The organism is Anaerofilum hominis, assembly GCF_014287275.1.
Lineage (GTDB): Bacteria > Bacillota > Clostridia > Oscillospirales > Ruminococcaceae > Pygmaiobacter > Pygmaiobacter hominis.
Genome location: NZ_JACONZ010000001.1, coordinates 179,202 through 194,252, shown reverse-complemented (window position 1 = coordinate 194,252; position 15,051 = coordinate 179,202). Strand labels below are relative to the sequence as shown.

Genomic DNA, 15,051 nt, shown 5'->3' with positions numbered 1-15,051 from the left:
ATTTCATCCCGCTTTACGAGTTTGTAGTTATGAACGTTCGTACCAACTCGTCACAAACGATAATGACGCTTGTGACGAGTTTTTTTATTTTATTGCAAAGCTCATCGCGCAGTTATTCTGCTGTTCTTCGCTTCGAAATCGAACCCCCTTTGCGCGGTTTTGATTTTGCGAGCCGCTTTCGGAGGCTATTTTTTCGGCCGTCCGCCCGGTTGCCGCGCAAGCGGCGAGGGAGTGGCCATCAGGATAAGTCGTTTTTTATTGCGGAGCAATAAAAAATATCTAAAAAGTTTGATATGGAACTGACAAAACATCTAAAAGAAAGCGTTGTCAAGCGCTTTTCGAGGAAAAATCAGACAAAAAATACTGCCTGAATTTAAAAATGTTGCATAATCCTGGTGCATGCCTTAAAATAAAAATGATACTTCTGCTTGCTAAAGCGCTTGGAGGCGGGGCAGAGTGCGCAAACGCGCCGATCGGAAGATCAAAGAAAAAAGAGGGAGTGGTTCGCATGAAAAAAATCCTGGCTTTGCTGGCTGCTGCTGCGCTGGCGGTCTCCATGACCGCATGCGGCGGCAAGGATGACGGGGCCGGCAGCGACGTGCTCAAGGTGGGCATGGAGTGCGCCTATGCGCCGTTCAACTATACCCAGACCGACGATTCCAACAACGCGGCCGAGATCGACGGCGGCGGCTGGGCGGGCGGCTATGACGTGCAGGTGGCACAGAAGATCGCCGACGCCCTGGGCAAAAAACTCCTGATCGAAAAAATGGAGTGGGACGGCCTCATCCCGGCTTTGACCTCCGGCAAGATCGACCTGATCATCGCGGGCATGTCCCCCACGGATGAGCGCCGGGCGTCCATTGATTTTTCAGACGTCTATTATGTCTCCGATCTGGTGATGGTGGTGCGCAAGGACGGCCCTTATGCGCAGGCCACATCCCTGGAGGAATTTGAGGGCGCAAAGATCACCGCCCAGCTGAACACGTTCCACTACACTGTGGTCGACCAGATCGCGGGTGTGGACAAACAGACCGCCATGGAGGACTTCCCCACCATGATCGTGGCCCTCCAGTCGGGCAAGATCGACGGCTATGTCTCCGAGCGGCCGGGCGCCATGTCCGCGCAGCTGTCCAACCCCGATCTGACCTATGTGGTCTTTGACGAGGGCAAGGGCTTTGACTACAGCGTCGAAGAGGGTTCCATCGCCGTGGGGATCAAAAAGGGCAGCGAGCTCACCGCGGAGATCAACAAGGCGCTCAGCGGCATCAGCGAGGAAGAGCGCCAGTCCATGATGGAAAACGCCATCGCCAACCAGCCCGCTGCAGAGTAGGCCCGCAGCGGCGGCACTGAGCTTTTAAAAGGCGCTATCCGGGTGTCCCTGGCCCGGATAGGCTTTTTGTTATCTGAAAAAAGGAGCTGAAGCCCATGGAACGCGGCTTTTTCGACTGGATCGTTTACATCCTGCAAAAGTATGGCCCGGATATCCTGAAAGGGGCGGGCACTACCATGCTGATCGCCATCGTGGCGACCGTCGCAGGCTTTGCCATCGGGCTGGTGATCGGCTGTATCCGCACCGTCCCGGTCGGCCCCAAAGACGGAAAGCTGAAGCGGGGCCTGCTGAAAGTGGTCAACTTTCTGCTCAACGCCTATGTGGAGATCTTCCGGGGCACGCCGATGATGGTGCAGGCCGTGGTCATCTTTTACGGTCTGATGGAGGCGTTCCGCATCGATCTCTCGCCGCTGTCCGCCGGCCTGCTGATCGTTTCGATCAACACCGGCGCCTATATGTCGGAGATCGTGCGCGGCGGTATCCAGTCGCTGGACCCCGGGCAGTACGAGGCCGCCCACGCGCTGGGCCTTTCTCATTGGGACACGATGACCAACGTTATCCTGCCCCAGGCGGTGCGCAACATCCTGCCCTCCATCGGCAACGAGTTCGTCGTCAATATCAAGGACACATCGGTGCTCAACGTCATCAGCGTCACCGAGCTGTTCTTTGCGACCAAGACGGTAAAGGGCGCTCTGGCCCGCACCTACGAGCCGTTCCTGATCTGCGCGGTCGTCTATTTCGTGCTCACGTTCACCACCACCCGTCTGCTGCGGCTGATCGAAAAAAAGATGGACGGCCCGGACAGCTATACCATCTGCGGTTCCGGTTCGGCGGCGGATGCGGCGATCAAGCTGCCGCATAAAAAGGAGGTCACCGACTGATGGAGGAAGTCATCCGCATCCAGGGCCTGCGCAAATCGTTCGGCGCCAACGAGATCCTGAAAGGCGTCGACTTTTCCGTGCGCAGGGGAGAGGTCGTCTGTCTGATCGGCGCTTCGGGCAGCGGCAAGTCCACCATGCTGCGCTGCATCAATCTTCTGGAGACGCCCTCCGGGGGCGAGATCTGCTTTCGCGGCCAAAACGTCCTGGAACTGGGCAAAGAGCGCCGCGCCTATTGTGCAAAGCTCGGCATGGTGTTTCAAAGCTTCAATCTGTTCGATAACCTGACGGTGCTGCAGAACTGTGTGATGCCCCAGCTCAGGGTGCTGCGGAAAGGGAAATCCCAGGCGGAGCAGACCGCCAGGGAGTATCTGGCCAAGGTGGGGATGGAGCAGTACGCCAACGCCAAACCGCGGCAGTTGTCCGGCGGGCAAAAACAGCGGGTGGCCATTGCCCGCGCCCTTTCGATGGAGCCGGAAGCCATGCTGTTTGACGAGCCCACCAGCGCGCTGGACCCGGAGATGGTAGGCGAGGTGCTGAAAGTCATCCGAGACCTGGCGGACACCGGCCTGACGATGCTCATTGTCACCCACGAAATGGCCTTTGCGCGCGAGGTGGCCGACCGCATCGTCTTTATGGCGGACGGGGTCATTGTGGAGCAGGGGCCGCCGGAGCAGATCTTCGATCACCCGCAGCAAGAGCGCACCCGCCAGTTTTTGTCCCGTTTTCGGGGCGCGTGAAAAGATCTTTTTCAAGACCCGGGCCGCGTGCCCGGGTTCTTGTTTTGCCCTGTGCGCCGTAAATATGAAGTACCGATCTGACAGAGGGGCGTGATGCTTTGTGTTCACATTGTATGAGCTGTGCGAACGGGATGTGGTGAGCGTCAAAAACGGGGCGAACCTGGGCCGGGTGGACGATCTGCGCGTGGACGAGACGACGGCGCGGGTACACTCGCTGGTGATCTACGGGAGGCTGAAATGGTTTGGGCTGCTGGGCAGGGAAGAGGATCTCTCGATCCCCTGGGAGGAGATCGTCACCATCGGCAGCGACGTGGTGCTGGTGAACACCGAACTGCCGCCGCGTGAGCGCAAGCTGAAAAAGTTCCTGAAATTTTGAGAAAAAACTTGTAATGTATTACAAAATGTGATACACTAATTCGGCAATACGCACGCATTGCTTTGCCCGCGTGTGCCCAAAACGCCGTTTTGGGTGGCGAGGCATGCAAGCAATGCGGAGGCAAAACAATTTTTTAGGAGGACAAAAAATTATGGCAGTCGTATCAATGAAACAGCTTCTCGAAGCCGGCGTCCACTTTGGTCATCAGACCCGCCGGTGGAACCCCAAGATGAAGAAGTATATCTTCACCGAGCGCAACGGCATCTACATCATCGACCTGCAGAAAACCGTCAAGATGCTGGATGAGGCGTACAGCTTTGTGCGCGACCTCGCGGCCGAGGGCGGCACGCTGCTCTTCGTGGGCACCAAAAAGCAGGCGCAGGATTCCATCCGCGAGGAGGCCGAGCGCTGCGGCATGTATTATGTGAACGCCCGCTGGCTGGGCGGTACCCTGACCAACTTCCGCACCATCCGCAAGCGGATCGATCGCCTGGAGCAGCTCAAAAAGATGCGCGAAGACGGCACCTTTGACCTGCTGCCCAAAAAAGAGGTCGTCAAGCATGAACTGGAGATCGAAAAGCTGGAAAAATTCCTCGGCGGCGTGAAAGACATGAACAAACTGCCCAAGGCCATGTTCATCGTCGACCCGCACAAGGAGCGCATCGCCGTCTCCGAGGCCCGCAAGCTGCATATCCCCATCATCGCCATCGTGGACACCAACTGCGATCCCGATGAGATCGATCACGTGATCCCAGGCAACGACGACGCTATCCGCGCCGTTCGCCTGATTTCCGGCGCCATGGCCGACGCGGTGCTCGAGGGCCGTCAGGGCGTTGCGGACGCGGCTGAGGCCGCCTCTGCCGAGGCCGCCGAACAGACCGCCAACGCCTGAAAGGCTGCCGGGCGGGGCTTGTTGATTGAATAGTAGGAGGTAAAAAAGTTATGGCTTTCACTGCACAGGACGTAAAAGCACTTCGTGAGCAGACCGGCTGCGGCATGATGGACTGCAAAAAGGCGCTGACCGACGCGGAAGGCGATTTTGACAAAGCGGTCGAGCTGCTGCGCGAGAAGGGGCTCGCGGCGCAGACCAAAAAGGCCGGCCGCATTGCGGCCGAGGGCATGGTCTATGCCGAGGTCGACAAAGAGAAAAAGGTCGGCGTGGTCGTTGAGGTCAACGCGGAGACCGATTTTGTCGCCAAGAATGATAAGTTCAAATCCCTTGTCTACGGCATCGCGCGCGCCGTCATCGACGAGGACCCGGCTGATGTGGATGCACTGCTGAAGTGCAAGATGGAGGACGGCACTGTCGAAAGCGCCCTGCAGGACCGCATCCTGGTCATCGGCGAGAACATGAAGATCCGCCGCTTTACCCGCTATGAGGGCGATTGCGTCGCCTATATCCACGGCGGCGGCACCCATGCGGTGCTGGTGGCGTTCGACACCGATCTTGCCGGCAAGCCGGAATTTGAGGCCTGCGGCAAGGACGTGGCGATGCAGATCGCCGCAGTCAACCCCGGCTATGTCAGCGAGGCTGACGTGCCCGCCGAGGTGATCGAAAACGAGAAAAAGATCCTGCTGGCCCAGATCGAAAACGATCCGAAACTGGCCGGCAAGCCGGAGCAGGTCAAAGCGAAGATGGTCGACGGCAAGATCGGCAAGTTCTACAAAGAGAACTGCCTGATGGAACAGCCGTTCGTAAAGGACGACAAGATCACCGTGAGCACCTATCTGGCCGACTGCGCCAAAGAGCAGGGCGGCAAGATCAACGTCGTCAAGTTCGTCCGCTATGAGAAGGGCGAAGGGCTGGAGAAGAAACAGGAAGACTTTGCGGCCGAGATCGCCAGCATGGTGAAATAAGCCTGTTTTGTACCGATACGTTCTAAAATTTCCATAAAGCGGGTCATCATTTCCAAAACGGAAAAAAGCGGGAGAGCTATATCAACGCATAGATCGCGTTGATATAGCTCTTTTTTTGCCGCGAAGCGTTCTCAGGGGAATGGGAGGCTCCGACGGGAGGACTGGGGAACTCCTAAGAAACCGGAGAGCTTTTAGGGGGACGGGAAGCCTCCTTAGGGGAATAGAAAGCCTTTTGGGGGAAAACGGAGCAGGTTTAGGGAAAATCAGACCGCTTGCGAAGTCTCGTCAGGGGGATGTAAAAGTCCCTTTGAAGAAAGGAGATGTGTTTTGAGGGGCTCAAAGGCCTTGGCTGTAAAGAGAGGCGGGTTTTTGCGCTGCGGGATGCTTCGAGGGCAGGCGGGGAGTTCGGCCACGATGCAGCTTTAAGGGCGTTTTACAAGAGGGCGGAGTCCGGGAGGGGCGACGGCGTTCGCAAGGTTCAGAGGTCGTCTTTGGCTTTTCTCAGGAGAGAACTCGGCTTATTGTTTTCATTTCTGGGACGCATTAAAGCTGACAAGGACCTATCCTGGGGAGGCACCCGCCCTTATTTTCCTGGTCTTCCTGAAAAATTTCTGATTCGACCTCTCTTTTGTTTTTCAGGCTGGAAAAGGAGGGGCGCTTTAAAAAATACGGGTTTGATTTTGTGCATATCCTTTCAGATCGCCCAGGAGGGTGCCGCCTGGGCGACGCGGAGTGCGGCGGCGGGGTAAAGGGAGGCTTTTTTGGGACCCGCGGTCCCCAAAAGCATACGAGGCAAAGAGAGAGGCGTTTTTAGTGGAACGCCTCTCTTCTTTATTGTCTTGAACGTTCGGTTCTCACCCGCAGAGCTTTTCAAAACAGAGAAAACGAAACGGCGCCCCAAGTTTGCTGCAGCTTTCCGCCCAACTGCGGCGAACGCCCGGCAAAGTGCGGGCAGGAATGAGCCGTGAAAGGGCCGCGTGCCGGCAGGGCTTTTCGAACGGTTCAGGGCACCGGGCCTCCCGCACCCTTGTTTCCCTCACCAAGAAATGGATAGAGCCGGGGACGAAACGAAATTGGCGGTCCCAAGAAGAACTTCCGCAGAAAAACCGCTTTTCTCCGCTCCCGGTCGTCAAAGACATTTTGCTCTCGACTGCGCTGCCGGTGGTTTTGTGCGCAGAGGTAGGGCAATTAAAGCAAAAACGGTGTGAAACGGCCGCCTGGGCCTTAGTCGGGCCCGAATAAGGAAAGGCAGCAAAGGAGGCAATGGGGGCGCATTGCGGGGCCGGCCCTCAGCGCAGCCCACGCTGATGGAAAGCGGCCGGCCCGGCAAGCCCGGCAAAGCCGGGCTTTGCCGGACAGGACAAAACGCTTTTGAAACCGCCTTGCCAGCCATGCAGGATGCCTGCAGGGGTTTGCCTTGCACTGCATCCCCAATTGCCGACTTTGCGGCGCTGCGCGGTTCAGCCTCACGATTTTGGATGCAGCGTGGGCGAAACCCAAGGACGCGATCCTGTATGGATCGCCCCGCGGGTTTGGACCTGTGCTGCGCCAAAATCGAATGGCCCGACTCCCGTTTCCCTGTCCCGATCCGGCTTTTGCGCGCTGCTGACTTTTTTGAGCGCGGTAGTGCGGTTCTGCTTTCCCTCTGTTCCTGACCCCGTTTTTGCACCGCGCTGCAGGCGTTTTCTCCGATCGTCGAGCGCCCGGCGGGCAACACTTTCCTATCAAAAAAGAATAAAGTTAAAATTTAAATAATAAATTATTGACAATAATGTGTAACATACAGTATAATGTGGATAAGGAGGTGAGGGGGAGATGGATTCGGCACAGGAGCTGGTACTCCAACTCGATCAGGAACTGCGCCGCGGCACACTGGTGCTCAGTGTCCTCAGCCGCCTCTCCAGCCCGCAGTACGGCTACAGTCTGGTGCAGGAACTGGAACAGCGGGGGGTCGGCATAGACGCCAGCACCTTGTACCCGCTGCTGCGGCGGCTGGAAAAGCAGGGCCTTTGCGAGGCGAGCTGGGAGACGGGAGGCGCAAAGCCGCGCAAATATTATCGGCGCACAGCTTTGGGCGATGAGGTATACGGCGTTTTGCACCAGCACTGGAAAACGGTGGTGGAGAACATGGAGAGATTGTTGGGGGAGGAATCGGGAAATGAAGGATGACCAGAGCTATATCGCGGAGATGACGGGCCGATACATCTGGGCCGTGGTCAAGCACCTGCCCGCCAAGGGGAGGTCGGATATCGAGACAGAGCTGCGGGGCTTGATCGAGGACATGCTGGCCGAGCGGGCGGGCGGCGGGCAGCCGTCGCCCAAAGATCTGGACGTGGTGCTGGCAGAGCTGGGCGCGCCTTATGATCTGGCGCAGAAGTATATCGCGCAGGACCGGTATCTGATCGGGCCGCAGCTGTTCCCCAAATATTGGCTGGTGCTGCGGATCGTGCTGGCGGCGGAGATCGCCGGCCTGACGCTGGCTGCGATCCTTACCGCTGTGCTGGGCGGCACGGCAGGCATCGGCGCTTTTGCGGAGTGGCTGGCAAACCTCTGCGTGGGGACGGCCGTGGCGTTTGGCTTTGTCACCCTGTTTTTTGCCCTGGCCGAGCGGCAGGGCGGCAGGCTGCGCCGGCAGCTGATACATCAGGACTGGAAGCTGAGCGAGCTGCCGCCGGTGCCGCCCGGCAAATCGCGCATCCCGCGTGCAGGGCCCATTGCGGGCATCATTTTTACGGTGTTGGTGATGATCCTGTTCGGCTGGTTTCCCGGCCTGCTGGGGGCATGGCTGCCCCATGACGGCTGGCGCGTCGTGCCGATATTTGACGCGGCGGTGCTGAACGCGCGGCTGCCGCTGCTTTTCCTCAGCTTCACGCTGGGGCTTGTCCAGGAGATCGCCGAGCTGATGGAGGGCCGCTATACGCTGCGCCTGATGTGGGTCACGCTGGGCACGGACGCCGCCTCGCTGCTGCTGTCCGCCGCGGTGTTTTTGGATGGGCGCATCTTCAACCCTCACATGACGCAGGATCTGGCCGCCGCGGGCATCCATCTCAATGAAGCCGGGTGGGTGCTGCAGCATTTCGGCGCTTTTCTGGTGGCGATCATTCTCTTTGCCTTTGTGCTGGAGATGGCGACCAGCCTGTGGCGCACACTGCGCTACAGGGACGCCGGGCAGTGACCGTGCCCGCGTCGCGGCGCCGGGTTCACAAAACAGACATGGAAATTTCCGTGTCTGTTTTCTTTTTGGCCCGCGATTGCGCTTTACAAGAAAGTCCAACTATTGTAAAATAGAGTGAGCAATGGCCTCCGGGTAAAAAAGACAGGCCGGGCCTGTCACGGCGGCGGAAAAGAGAAAAAAACTGGGCGGTGGTTTATTTTTGGAACTGAAATATAAGCGGATCCTGCTGAAACTCTCCGGTGAGGCGCTGGCGGGCGATCAGAAGATGGGCATTGATTACAACGTGGTGCTGAATATCTGCAAGAGTATCCAGAAGGCGCAGGCCCTGGGCGCCGAGATCGCGATCGTGGTGGGCGGCGGCAACTTCTGGCGCGGCCGCTCCAGCGGCGATATGGAGCGCACACGCGCCGACCAGATCGGCATGCTGGCCACCGTGATGAACGCCCTGGCCGTGGCCGACGCGCTGGAGCATCTGGGCCTGGAGGTGCGGGTACAGACCGCCATCAGCATGCAGCAGATCGCAGAGCCCTATATCCGCAACCGGGCGACCCGGCACCTGGAAAAGGGGCGGGTGGTGATCCTGGCCTGCGGCACCGGCAACCCGTTCTTTTCCACCGACACCGCTTCGGCGTTGCGCGCCGCGGAGATCAACGCGGAGATCGTGTTCAAAGCGACGATGGTGGACGGCGTCTACGACAAGGACCCGCACCGCTTTGACGACGCCAAGCGCTATCACACCCTCAGCTTTTCCCAGGTGCTGGCGGACCAGCTCGCGGTGATGGACTCCACCGCGGCCACCATGTGCCGCGACAACGGCCTGCCGCTGCTGGTGTTCGACATTTCCGACCCGGAAAATATTGTCCGCGCGCTCTGCGGCGAGGACGTTGGCACATTAGTCAAGGAGGATGAATGACATGAGCGAGATGACCCAGAAGTACGAAGCGAAAATGGAGGGCGCCGTCGACCATCTCTTCAAAGAGCTGCAGGGCATCCGCGCAGGCCGCGCGAACCCGGGTATTCTGGACAAGGTGACGGTGGACTATTACGGCACCCCGACCCCCATCAATCAGGTGGCGGCGGTGGCGGTGGCTGAGGCTCGCATCCTCACCATCCAGCCCTGGGACGCCTCGATGATGCACGCCATCGAAAAGGCGATCCTTACCAGCGATATCGGCATCAACCCCACCAACGACGGCCGGCTGATGAGGCTGGTGTTCCCGGCCCCCACGGAGGAGCGCCGCAAAGCGCTCACCAAAGAGGCACAGAAGATGGCCGAGGAGGCCAAGATCGCGGTGCGCAACGTGCGCCGCGACGCCATGGACAAATTCAAGGCCAAGAAAAAGGCCGGCGAGCTGACCGAGGACGACCAGAAGCAGCTCGAGGAAGAGATGCAGAAGATCACCGACAAATTTGTCAAAAAAGTCGACAAGGTCTGTGAAGAGAAGATCAAGGAGATCATGGAGATCTGACCGTTGTGGACGGATAGAAACGCCGGGCCGCGCAGGCCGGAGGGGAGGCGGAAAACCTCCCCCATCCGGCCGAGCCGCGGCTCGGCCTTTTCAGAGACGACCGGGAGGACAAAATGGCGGATACGCAAAACAGTGCGCAGGGGCTGCACATCGGCTTTATCATGGACGGCAACGGCCGCTGGGCCCAAAAGCGCGGCCTGCCGCGCACAGCGGGGCACACCAAAGGCGCGCAGGTCTTTCAGGACATGGTCAAATACTGCAAGCAGCTGGGGGTGGAGGCGGTCACCTTTTACGCCTTTTCCACCGAGAACTGGAAGCGCCCCCAAACCGAAGTGGACGCGATCATGAAACTGCTCAGGGAGTATCTGACCCGCGCGTTCGATTACAAAAAAGAGGATAACCGCATCATCGTGCTGGGGGACAAGACGCCGCTCAGCGACGACATCAAAAAACTGATGGCGGAGATCGAGGACGGCACCCGGGAAAACCGCGGGATGACCATCAACGTGGCCATCAACTACGGCGGCAGGGAGGAGATCACCCACGCCGCCCGCGCCCTGGCGCGGCAGGTACAGCAGGGGACCCTTTTGCCGGAGGAGATCGACGAGGCGCGCTTTGCGTCCCAGCTGTACACGGCGGGGCAAAAGGACCCGGATCTTATCCTGCGCCCCAGCGGGGAAAAACGGCTGTCCAATTTTCTGCTCTGGCAGAGCGCTTACGCCGAGTTTGTGGATATGGAGGTGCTCTGGCCTGATTTCACCCGCAGGGATCTGGATGCGGCGATCGCGGAGTTCCGCCGCCGCAACCGGCGTTTCGGCGGCGTCTGAGACGTCCGCGGGCCGAAGCGCACAAAATTTCAAGTTCGCAGCGAAAGGTTGGTCTTACTGATGAAAACAAGGATCATCACCTCTCTGGTGGGCATCCCAATCCTGTTTCTCGCCCTTTATTTTTACCAGACCTTCTTTTTTAATATCCTCATCGCTGCCATCTGCGTGATCGCTTTTTACGAGATCATCAGCGCTTTCAAGGTGAAAAACGCTTTTTGGCTCTATCTTGCCATCGTGCCGATGGAGCTGATCCTGCTGCTCAGCGACCGGCACACGTTCCGCCGCTTCGTGCCGCTGATCTTGTTCCTTTTCATCGTCTATATCGCGGTCTGTGTGATCTTTGAGTTCAAAGAACTCACCTTTGCGCAGGTCAGCGAGGTGATCCTGTTCTGCGGCATCGTGATGTTCGGCTTTTACTCCATCATTTCGTTCAAGATCCTGTTTCCGTTCGGCGAGTATCACTATGACGCGCTCTATCTGATCCTGCTCGGCTTCGGCTTTGCCTGGGGCGGAGACAGCGCGGCGTATTTTACCGGCCGTGCCCTGGGCAAACACAAGCTGGCCCCCAAGGTCAGCCCCAACAAGACCATTGAGGGCGCCGTGGGCGGCATTGTTGGCAGCATGGCGCTGGGCTGCCTGTTCACCTGGCTGTATTCGCTGCTGCTGCCGCTGGTGGAGGGGCCGTCCGCGGGGGCGGCGATCGACGCGCGCTGCTATCTGATGGTCTGCGGCGTCGGCGCGGTGGCAAGTGTGCTGGGCATCATGGGCGATCTGTTCACCTCGGCCATCAAGCGCCAGTGCGGCATCAAGGATTACGGTTCGATCTTTCCGGGCCACGGGGGCATATTGGACAGGTTTGACAGCGTACTGTTAGTCATGCCCTTTGTCTCGCTGGTCTCCCGTGTACTGCCCTTTATCACCCGCTGAAGCGGGAGGGGGGTCCCTATGTCAAAACGAATTACATTGCTGGGTTCCACCGGCTCCATCGGCACCCAGAGCCTGGACGTCATCCGCGCCCAGGGATATGAGGTTTTCGGGCTCGCGGCAAACCGCAGCGCGGACCTGCTGCTGCGGCAGATTGCGGAGTTCCGCCCAAAGGCGGTCGCCGTGGTGGACGCCGCCGCCGCGCAGCGGGTGAAAAGCGGCATTGCCGGCATGAGCGGCGCGCCGCTGCTGCTGGAGGGCGAAAAGGGGCTGGCAGAACTGGCCGCCATGCCGGGCGCGGAGATCGTGCTGAACGCCGTTGTGGGCGTGGCCGGTCTGGCGCCCACCCTTGCCGCCATTGAGAGCGGCAAGGACCTGGCCCTGGCCAACAAGGAGAGCCTGGTGACCGGCGGCGCGCTGGTGACCGATGCGGTGCGCCGCAAAGGGGTCCAGCTGCTGCCGGTGGACAGCGAGCACTCGGCCATTTTTCAGTGCCTGCAGGACCGGCACTCGGCCGCGCGGCTGACCAAAATACTGCTCACTGCTTCCGGCGGGCCGTTTTTTGGCAGGACGGCGGCGCAGCTGCAGTCTGTAACGGCCGCCGACGCGCTGCGGCATCCCAACTGGAGCATGGGCAGCAAGATCACCGTGGACAGCGCCAGCCTGATGAACAAGGGGCTGGAACTGATCGAAGCGGTCTGGCTTTTCGGCCTGCCGCCGGAAAAGGTCCAGATCGTGGTGCAGCGGCAGAGCATCATCCACTCGATGGTGCAGTTTGCAGACAACTCGGTGCTTGCCCAGCTGGGGGTGCCGGATATGCGCATCCCGATCCAGTACGCGCTGACCTGGCCGGACAGGACGCCGGGCCCCGCGCCTGAATTGGATTTTACCACTTTGGGCACACTGACCTTTGATGTGGCGGATGAAGAGGCGTTCCGCTGTCTTGCAGCCGCAAAGCGCGCCATCGCGCTGGGCGGGCTGGTGCCGGCGGCGCTCAACGGGGCAAATGAAAAAGCCGTTGAGCTGTTTTTGCAGGGCAGGATCGGCTTTTTGGAGATCGGCCGCATGGCCGAGCTGGCAGTGGAGCGGTTCGCGTCCGCCACCGGCACTTATACAGTGCAGGACGTTTTTGCCTGCGACGCCCAGGCGCGCCGCATGGTGGAGGAACAGGCGTCCTGACCGCAGCGCAAAATTTTCGGCAAGGCGCGGCTTCGGCCGCGCCGGCCGGTTTTTTTAAGGAGAAGCCATGTCTTTATTTATTACCATCCTCGCCTCTGTCCTCGTTTTTGGGGCCGTGATCTTCATCCATGAGCTGGGCCATTTCACCACCGCCAAGCTCTGCGGCATTAAGGTCAATGAGTTTGCTCTCGGCATGGGGCCCACGCTGTTCCATCTCAAAAAGGGGGAGACCACCTACGCGCTGCGGCTGCTGCCCATCGGCGGGTTCGTCAGCATGGAGGGGGAGGACGAGGCGTCGGATGACGAGCGCTCTTTCACCCGGGCGCCGGTGTGGAAGCGGATCATCGTGGTGGTCGCCGGCGCGGTGATGAATATGGTGCTGGGCTTTCTGGTGCTGGTGATTTTGGTCTCTCAGCAGTCGGCGATCACCAGCCGTACGGTGAGCCAGTTTGCCGAAAACGCTTCCACCCAGGCCAGCGGCCTGCAGATCGGCGACGAGATCCTGGCTGTCAACGGCCGCCGCTGCTTTATCGCCGACGACGTGGTCTATGAGTTCGTGCGCACCCAGGACGGCACCGCCGACCTGACCGTGCTGCGGGACGGAAAAAAGGTGGAACTGCCCGACGTGCGGTTCACCACCCAGGAGCAGGAGGACGGGACCACCAGCCTGGTGATCGATTTCAAGGTACTGCCGATCGAAAAGACCGTCTTTAACGTGGTCAAAGAGGCCGGGCTGTGGACCTGTTCGCTCTCGCGCATGATCTTTCTCAGCCTGATCGATCTGGTTACGGGCCGGGTGGCTATCAACAATCTGTCCGGCCCGGTGGGCATAGTCACGGTCATCAGCGAGGCGGCTTCCATCGGCTGGCAGCCCATTCTGATGATTCTTGCCATGATCACGGTCAATCTGGGCATTTTCAATCTGATCCCTTTTCCCGCACTGGACGGCGGCAAGCTGTTTTTGCTGCTCATCGAGGCGATCCGGCGCAAGCCGCTGCCGGAAAAATACGAGATCGTCATCAATCTTGTGGGGTTTGCGGCTTTGATGTGCCTGATGCTCTTTGTCACCTATAATGACATCGCCCGGCTGATCACCGGCTGAGACCGCCTTTGGGGCGGGTAAAATAAAAAGGGAAGTGCCAAAATGCGAAAGCTGCGCAGAGAAGTGAAGATCGGGCCGCTGGCGATCGGCGGCGAAAACCCCGTCGCGGTGCAGAGCATGCTCAATGTCCCCATCCGCGATCTTGCGGGCAACGTGGCCCAGGCCAGGCGGCTGGAGGAAGCGGGCTGCCAGATCATCCGGGTAACGGTGCCCTCGGCAGAGGACGCGCGGGTGGTGGCGGCGATCAAAGAGCAGGTGGCGCTGCCGCTGGTGGCGGATATCCATTTCGACTACCGGGCCGCCATCGCTGCGGCCGAGGCCGGTGCGGACAAGATCCGCATCAACCCGGGCAACATCGGCGGCGACGAGCGGGTGGCCGCCGTGGTGAAAGCGTGTAAAGCGAGAAACCTTCCCATCCGTATCGGGGTCAATGCCGGCAGCCTGGAAAAAGATCTGCTGCAAAAGTACGGCAGCCCCACGCCGGAAGCGCTCTGTGAAAGCGCGCTGCGGCACGTGCGCATTTTGGAGCGGCACGATTTTGAGGATATCGTCATCAGCATCAAGTCCAGCCATGTACCCACCGTGATCGCCGCTTACCGGCTGCTGGCGGAGCGCTGCGATTATCCGTTACATATCGGCGTGACCGAGGCGGGCACCTATCGCATGGGGCTGATCAAGTCCGCCATGGGCATCGGCGGGCTGCTGCTGGACGGCATTGGGGACACCCTGCGGGTGTCCCTGACCGACGAGCCTGAAAAAGAGGTGGAGGCCGGATTCGATATTTTGCGCGCGGCCGGTTTTGAGGTGCCCGGACCGGAGGTGGTCAGCTGCCCCACCTGCGGGCGCACCAATATCAAGGTGGCCGAGATCGCCCAGGAGGTGGAGCGGCAGCTCAAGGGCTGCAAAAAGCCGCTCAAGGTGGCGGTCATGGGCTGCGTCGTGAACGGCCCGGGCGAAGCGCGGGAGGCGGATATCGGCATTGCCGGGGGTGTGGATTCTGCGGTGCTCTTTGTCAAAGGGCGGCAGGTGCGCACCCTGCGCGGCGATATCGTGGGACAGCTGATTGAGGAGATCGGCCGTCTGTAAAACAGGGCCGCGCGGCTAAGGCGCAGGGCCCTTTGGGTGTGCGCGGCGCGAAATGCGCGCGCAGGCGAAGATGTCTGAAGTATCGAGCAGGGGGAGCGTGAAAGCGGT

Annotated in this window: 16 protein-coding genes; all 16 read left to right on the top strand. The window is 59.6% G+C overall.

The genetic code is table 11. From position 1 onward, the window contains the following. Nucleotides 1-29 precede the first annotated feature (29 nt). The 16 genes from H8S23_RS00880 to ispG all read left to right on the top strand — a co-directional run bounded on the left by H8S23_RS00880 (nucleotide 30) and on the right by ispG (nucleotide 14,943). Nucleotides 30-272, top strand: coding sequence for a hypothetical protein (locus H8S23_RS00880; RefSeq protein ID WP_186886433.1), 243 nt, complete (start codon nucleotides 30-32; stop codon nucleotides 270-272). 236 nt (nucleotides 273-508) lie between these two features. Further along, nucleotides 509-1,330, top strand: a complete 822-nt coding sequence (locus H8S23_RS00875) for a transporter substrate-binding domain-containing protein (protein ID WP_186886432.1) — start codon at nucleotides 509-511, stop codon at nucleotides 1,328-1,330. A 95-nt stretch (nucleotides 1,331-1,425) separates the two neighbouring features. Next, the gene (locus H8S23_RS00870) at nucleotides 1,426-2,211 is read left to right on the top strand and encodes an amino acid ABC transporter permease (RefSeq protein ID WP_186886431.1); all 786 of its coding nucleotides are present in this window, start codon (nucleotides 1,426-1,428) and stop codon (nucleotides 2,209-2,211) included. Then, the gene (locus H8S23_RS00865) at nucleotides 2,211-2,948 is read left to right on the top strand and encodes an amino acid ABC transporter ATP-binding protein (protein WP_186886430.1); all 738 of its coding nucleotides are present in this window, start codon (nucleotides 2,211-2,213) and stop codon (nucleotides 2,946-2,948) included. The genes H8S23_RS00870 and H8S23_RS00865 overlap by 1 nt, the downstream gene beginning before the upstream one ends. Before the next feature lie 100 nt (nucleotides 2,949-3,048). Continuing rightward, a complete protein-coding gene (locus H8S23_RS00860) occupies nucleotides 3,049-3,324 on the top strand; it encodes a YlmC/YmxH family sporulation protein (RefSeq protein WP_186886429.1) in 276 nt (91 codons plus the stop codon). A 151-nt stretch (nucleotides 3,325-3,475) separates the two neighbouring features. Continuing rightward, nucleotides 3,476-4,216, top strand: a complete 741-nt coding sequence (gene rpsB / locus H8S23_RS00855; protein WP_186886428.1) for a 30S ribosomal protein S2 — start codon at nucleotides 3,476-3,478, stop codon at nucleotides 4,214-4,216. 50 nt (nucleotides 4,217-4,266) lie between these two features. Beyond that, nucleotides 4,267-5,181: a translation elongation factor Ts gene (gene tsf, locus H8S23_RS00850; protein WP_186886427.1), complete on the top strand. Its 915-nt coding sequence runs from the start codon at nucleotides 4,267-4,269 to the stop codon at nucleotides 5,179-5,181. A gap of 1,815 nt (nucleotides 5,182-6,996) precedes the next feature. Beyond that, complete coding sequence (locus H8S23_RS00845) at nucleotides 6,997-7,350, top strand: PadR family transcriptional regulator (protein ID WP_186886426.1); 354 nt, start codon at nucleotides 6,997-6,999, stop codon at nucleotides 7,348-7,350. After that, nucleotides 7,340-8,356 carry a hypothetical protein gene (locus H8S23_RS00840; protein ID WP_186886425.1) on the top strand — a complete coding sequence of 339 codons (1,017 nt, stop codon included), beginning with the start codon at nucleotides 7,340-7,342 and terminating at the stop codon, nucleotides 8,354-8,356. Before H8S23_RS00845 ends, H8S23_RS00840 begins: the two co-directional genes overlap by 11 nt. Before the next feature lie 199 nt (nucleotides 8,357-8,555). After that, nucleotides 8,556-9,269: a UMP kinase gene (gene pyrH / locus H8S23_RS00835; RefSeq protein ID WP_186886424.1), complete on the top strand. Its 714-nt coding sequence runs from the start codon at nucleotides 8,556-8,558 to the stop codon at nucleotides 9,267-9,269. A 1-nt stretch (nucleotide 9,270) separates the two neighbouring features. Continuing rightward, on the top strand, nucleotides 9,271-9,825 hold the full coding sequence (frr, locus tag H8S23_RS00830; protein ID WP_186886423.1) for a ribosome recycling factor: 555 nt from the start codon (nucleotides 9,271-9,273) through the stop codon (nucleotides 9,823-9,825). 113 nt (nucleotides 9,826-9,938) lie between these two features. Continuing rightward, entirely contained in the window at nucleotides 9,939-10,652 is a 714-nt protein-coding gene (gene uppS / locus H8S23_RS00825; RefSeq protein ID WP_186886422.1) for a polyprenyl diphosphate synthase, read from the top strand. A gap of 60 nt (nucleotides 10,653-10,712) precedes the next feature. Further along, nucleotides 10,713-11,579, top strand: a complete 867-nt coding sequence (locus H8S23_RS00820) for a phosphatidate cytidylyltransferase (RefSeq protein WP_186886421.1) — start codon at nucleotides 10,713-10,715, stop codon at nucleotides 11,577-11,579. Between the two features lie 18 nt (nucleotides 11,580-11,597). Beyond that, a complete protein-coding gene (gene dxr, locus H8S23_RS00815) occupies nucleotides 11,598-12,755 on the top strand; it encodes a 1-deoxy-D-xylulose-5-phosphate reductoisomerase (protein ID WP_186886420.1) in 1,158 nt (385 codons plus the stop codon). Between the two features lie 67 nt (nucleotides 12,756-12,822). Further along, the gene (gene rseP / locus H8S23_RS00810) at nucleotides 12,823-13,857 is read left to right on the top strand and encodes an RIP metalloprotease RseP (RefSeq protein ID WP_186886419.1); all 1,035 of its coding nucleotides are present in this window, start codon (nucleotides 12,823-12,825) and stop codon (nucleotides 13,855-13,857) included. Nucleotides 13,858-13,899: 42 nt separating this feature from the next. Next, nucleotides 13,900-14,943 (top strand): flavodoxin-dependent (E)-4-hydroxy-3-methylbut-2-enyl-diphosphate synthase, encoded by a 1,044-nt coding sequence (gene ispG, locus H8S23_RS00805; protein ID WP_186886418.1) that lies wholly within the window; start codon nucleotides 13,900-13,902, stop codon nucleotides 14,941-14,943. Nucleotides 14,944-15,051: the final 108 nt, after the last annotated feature.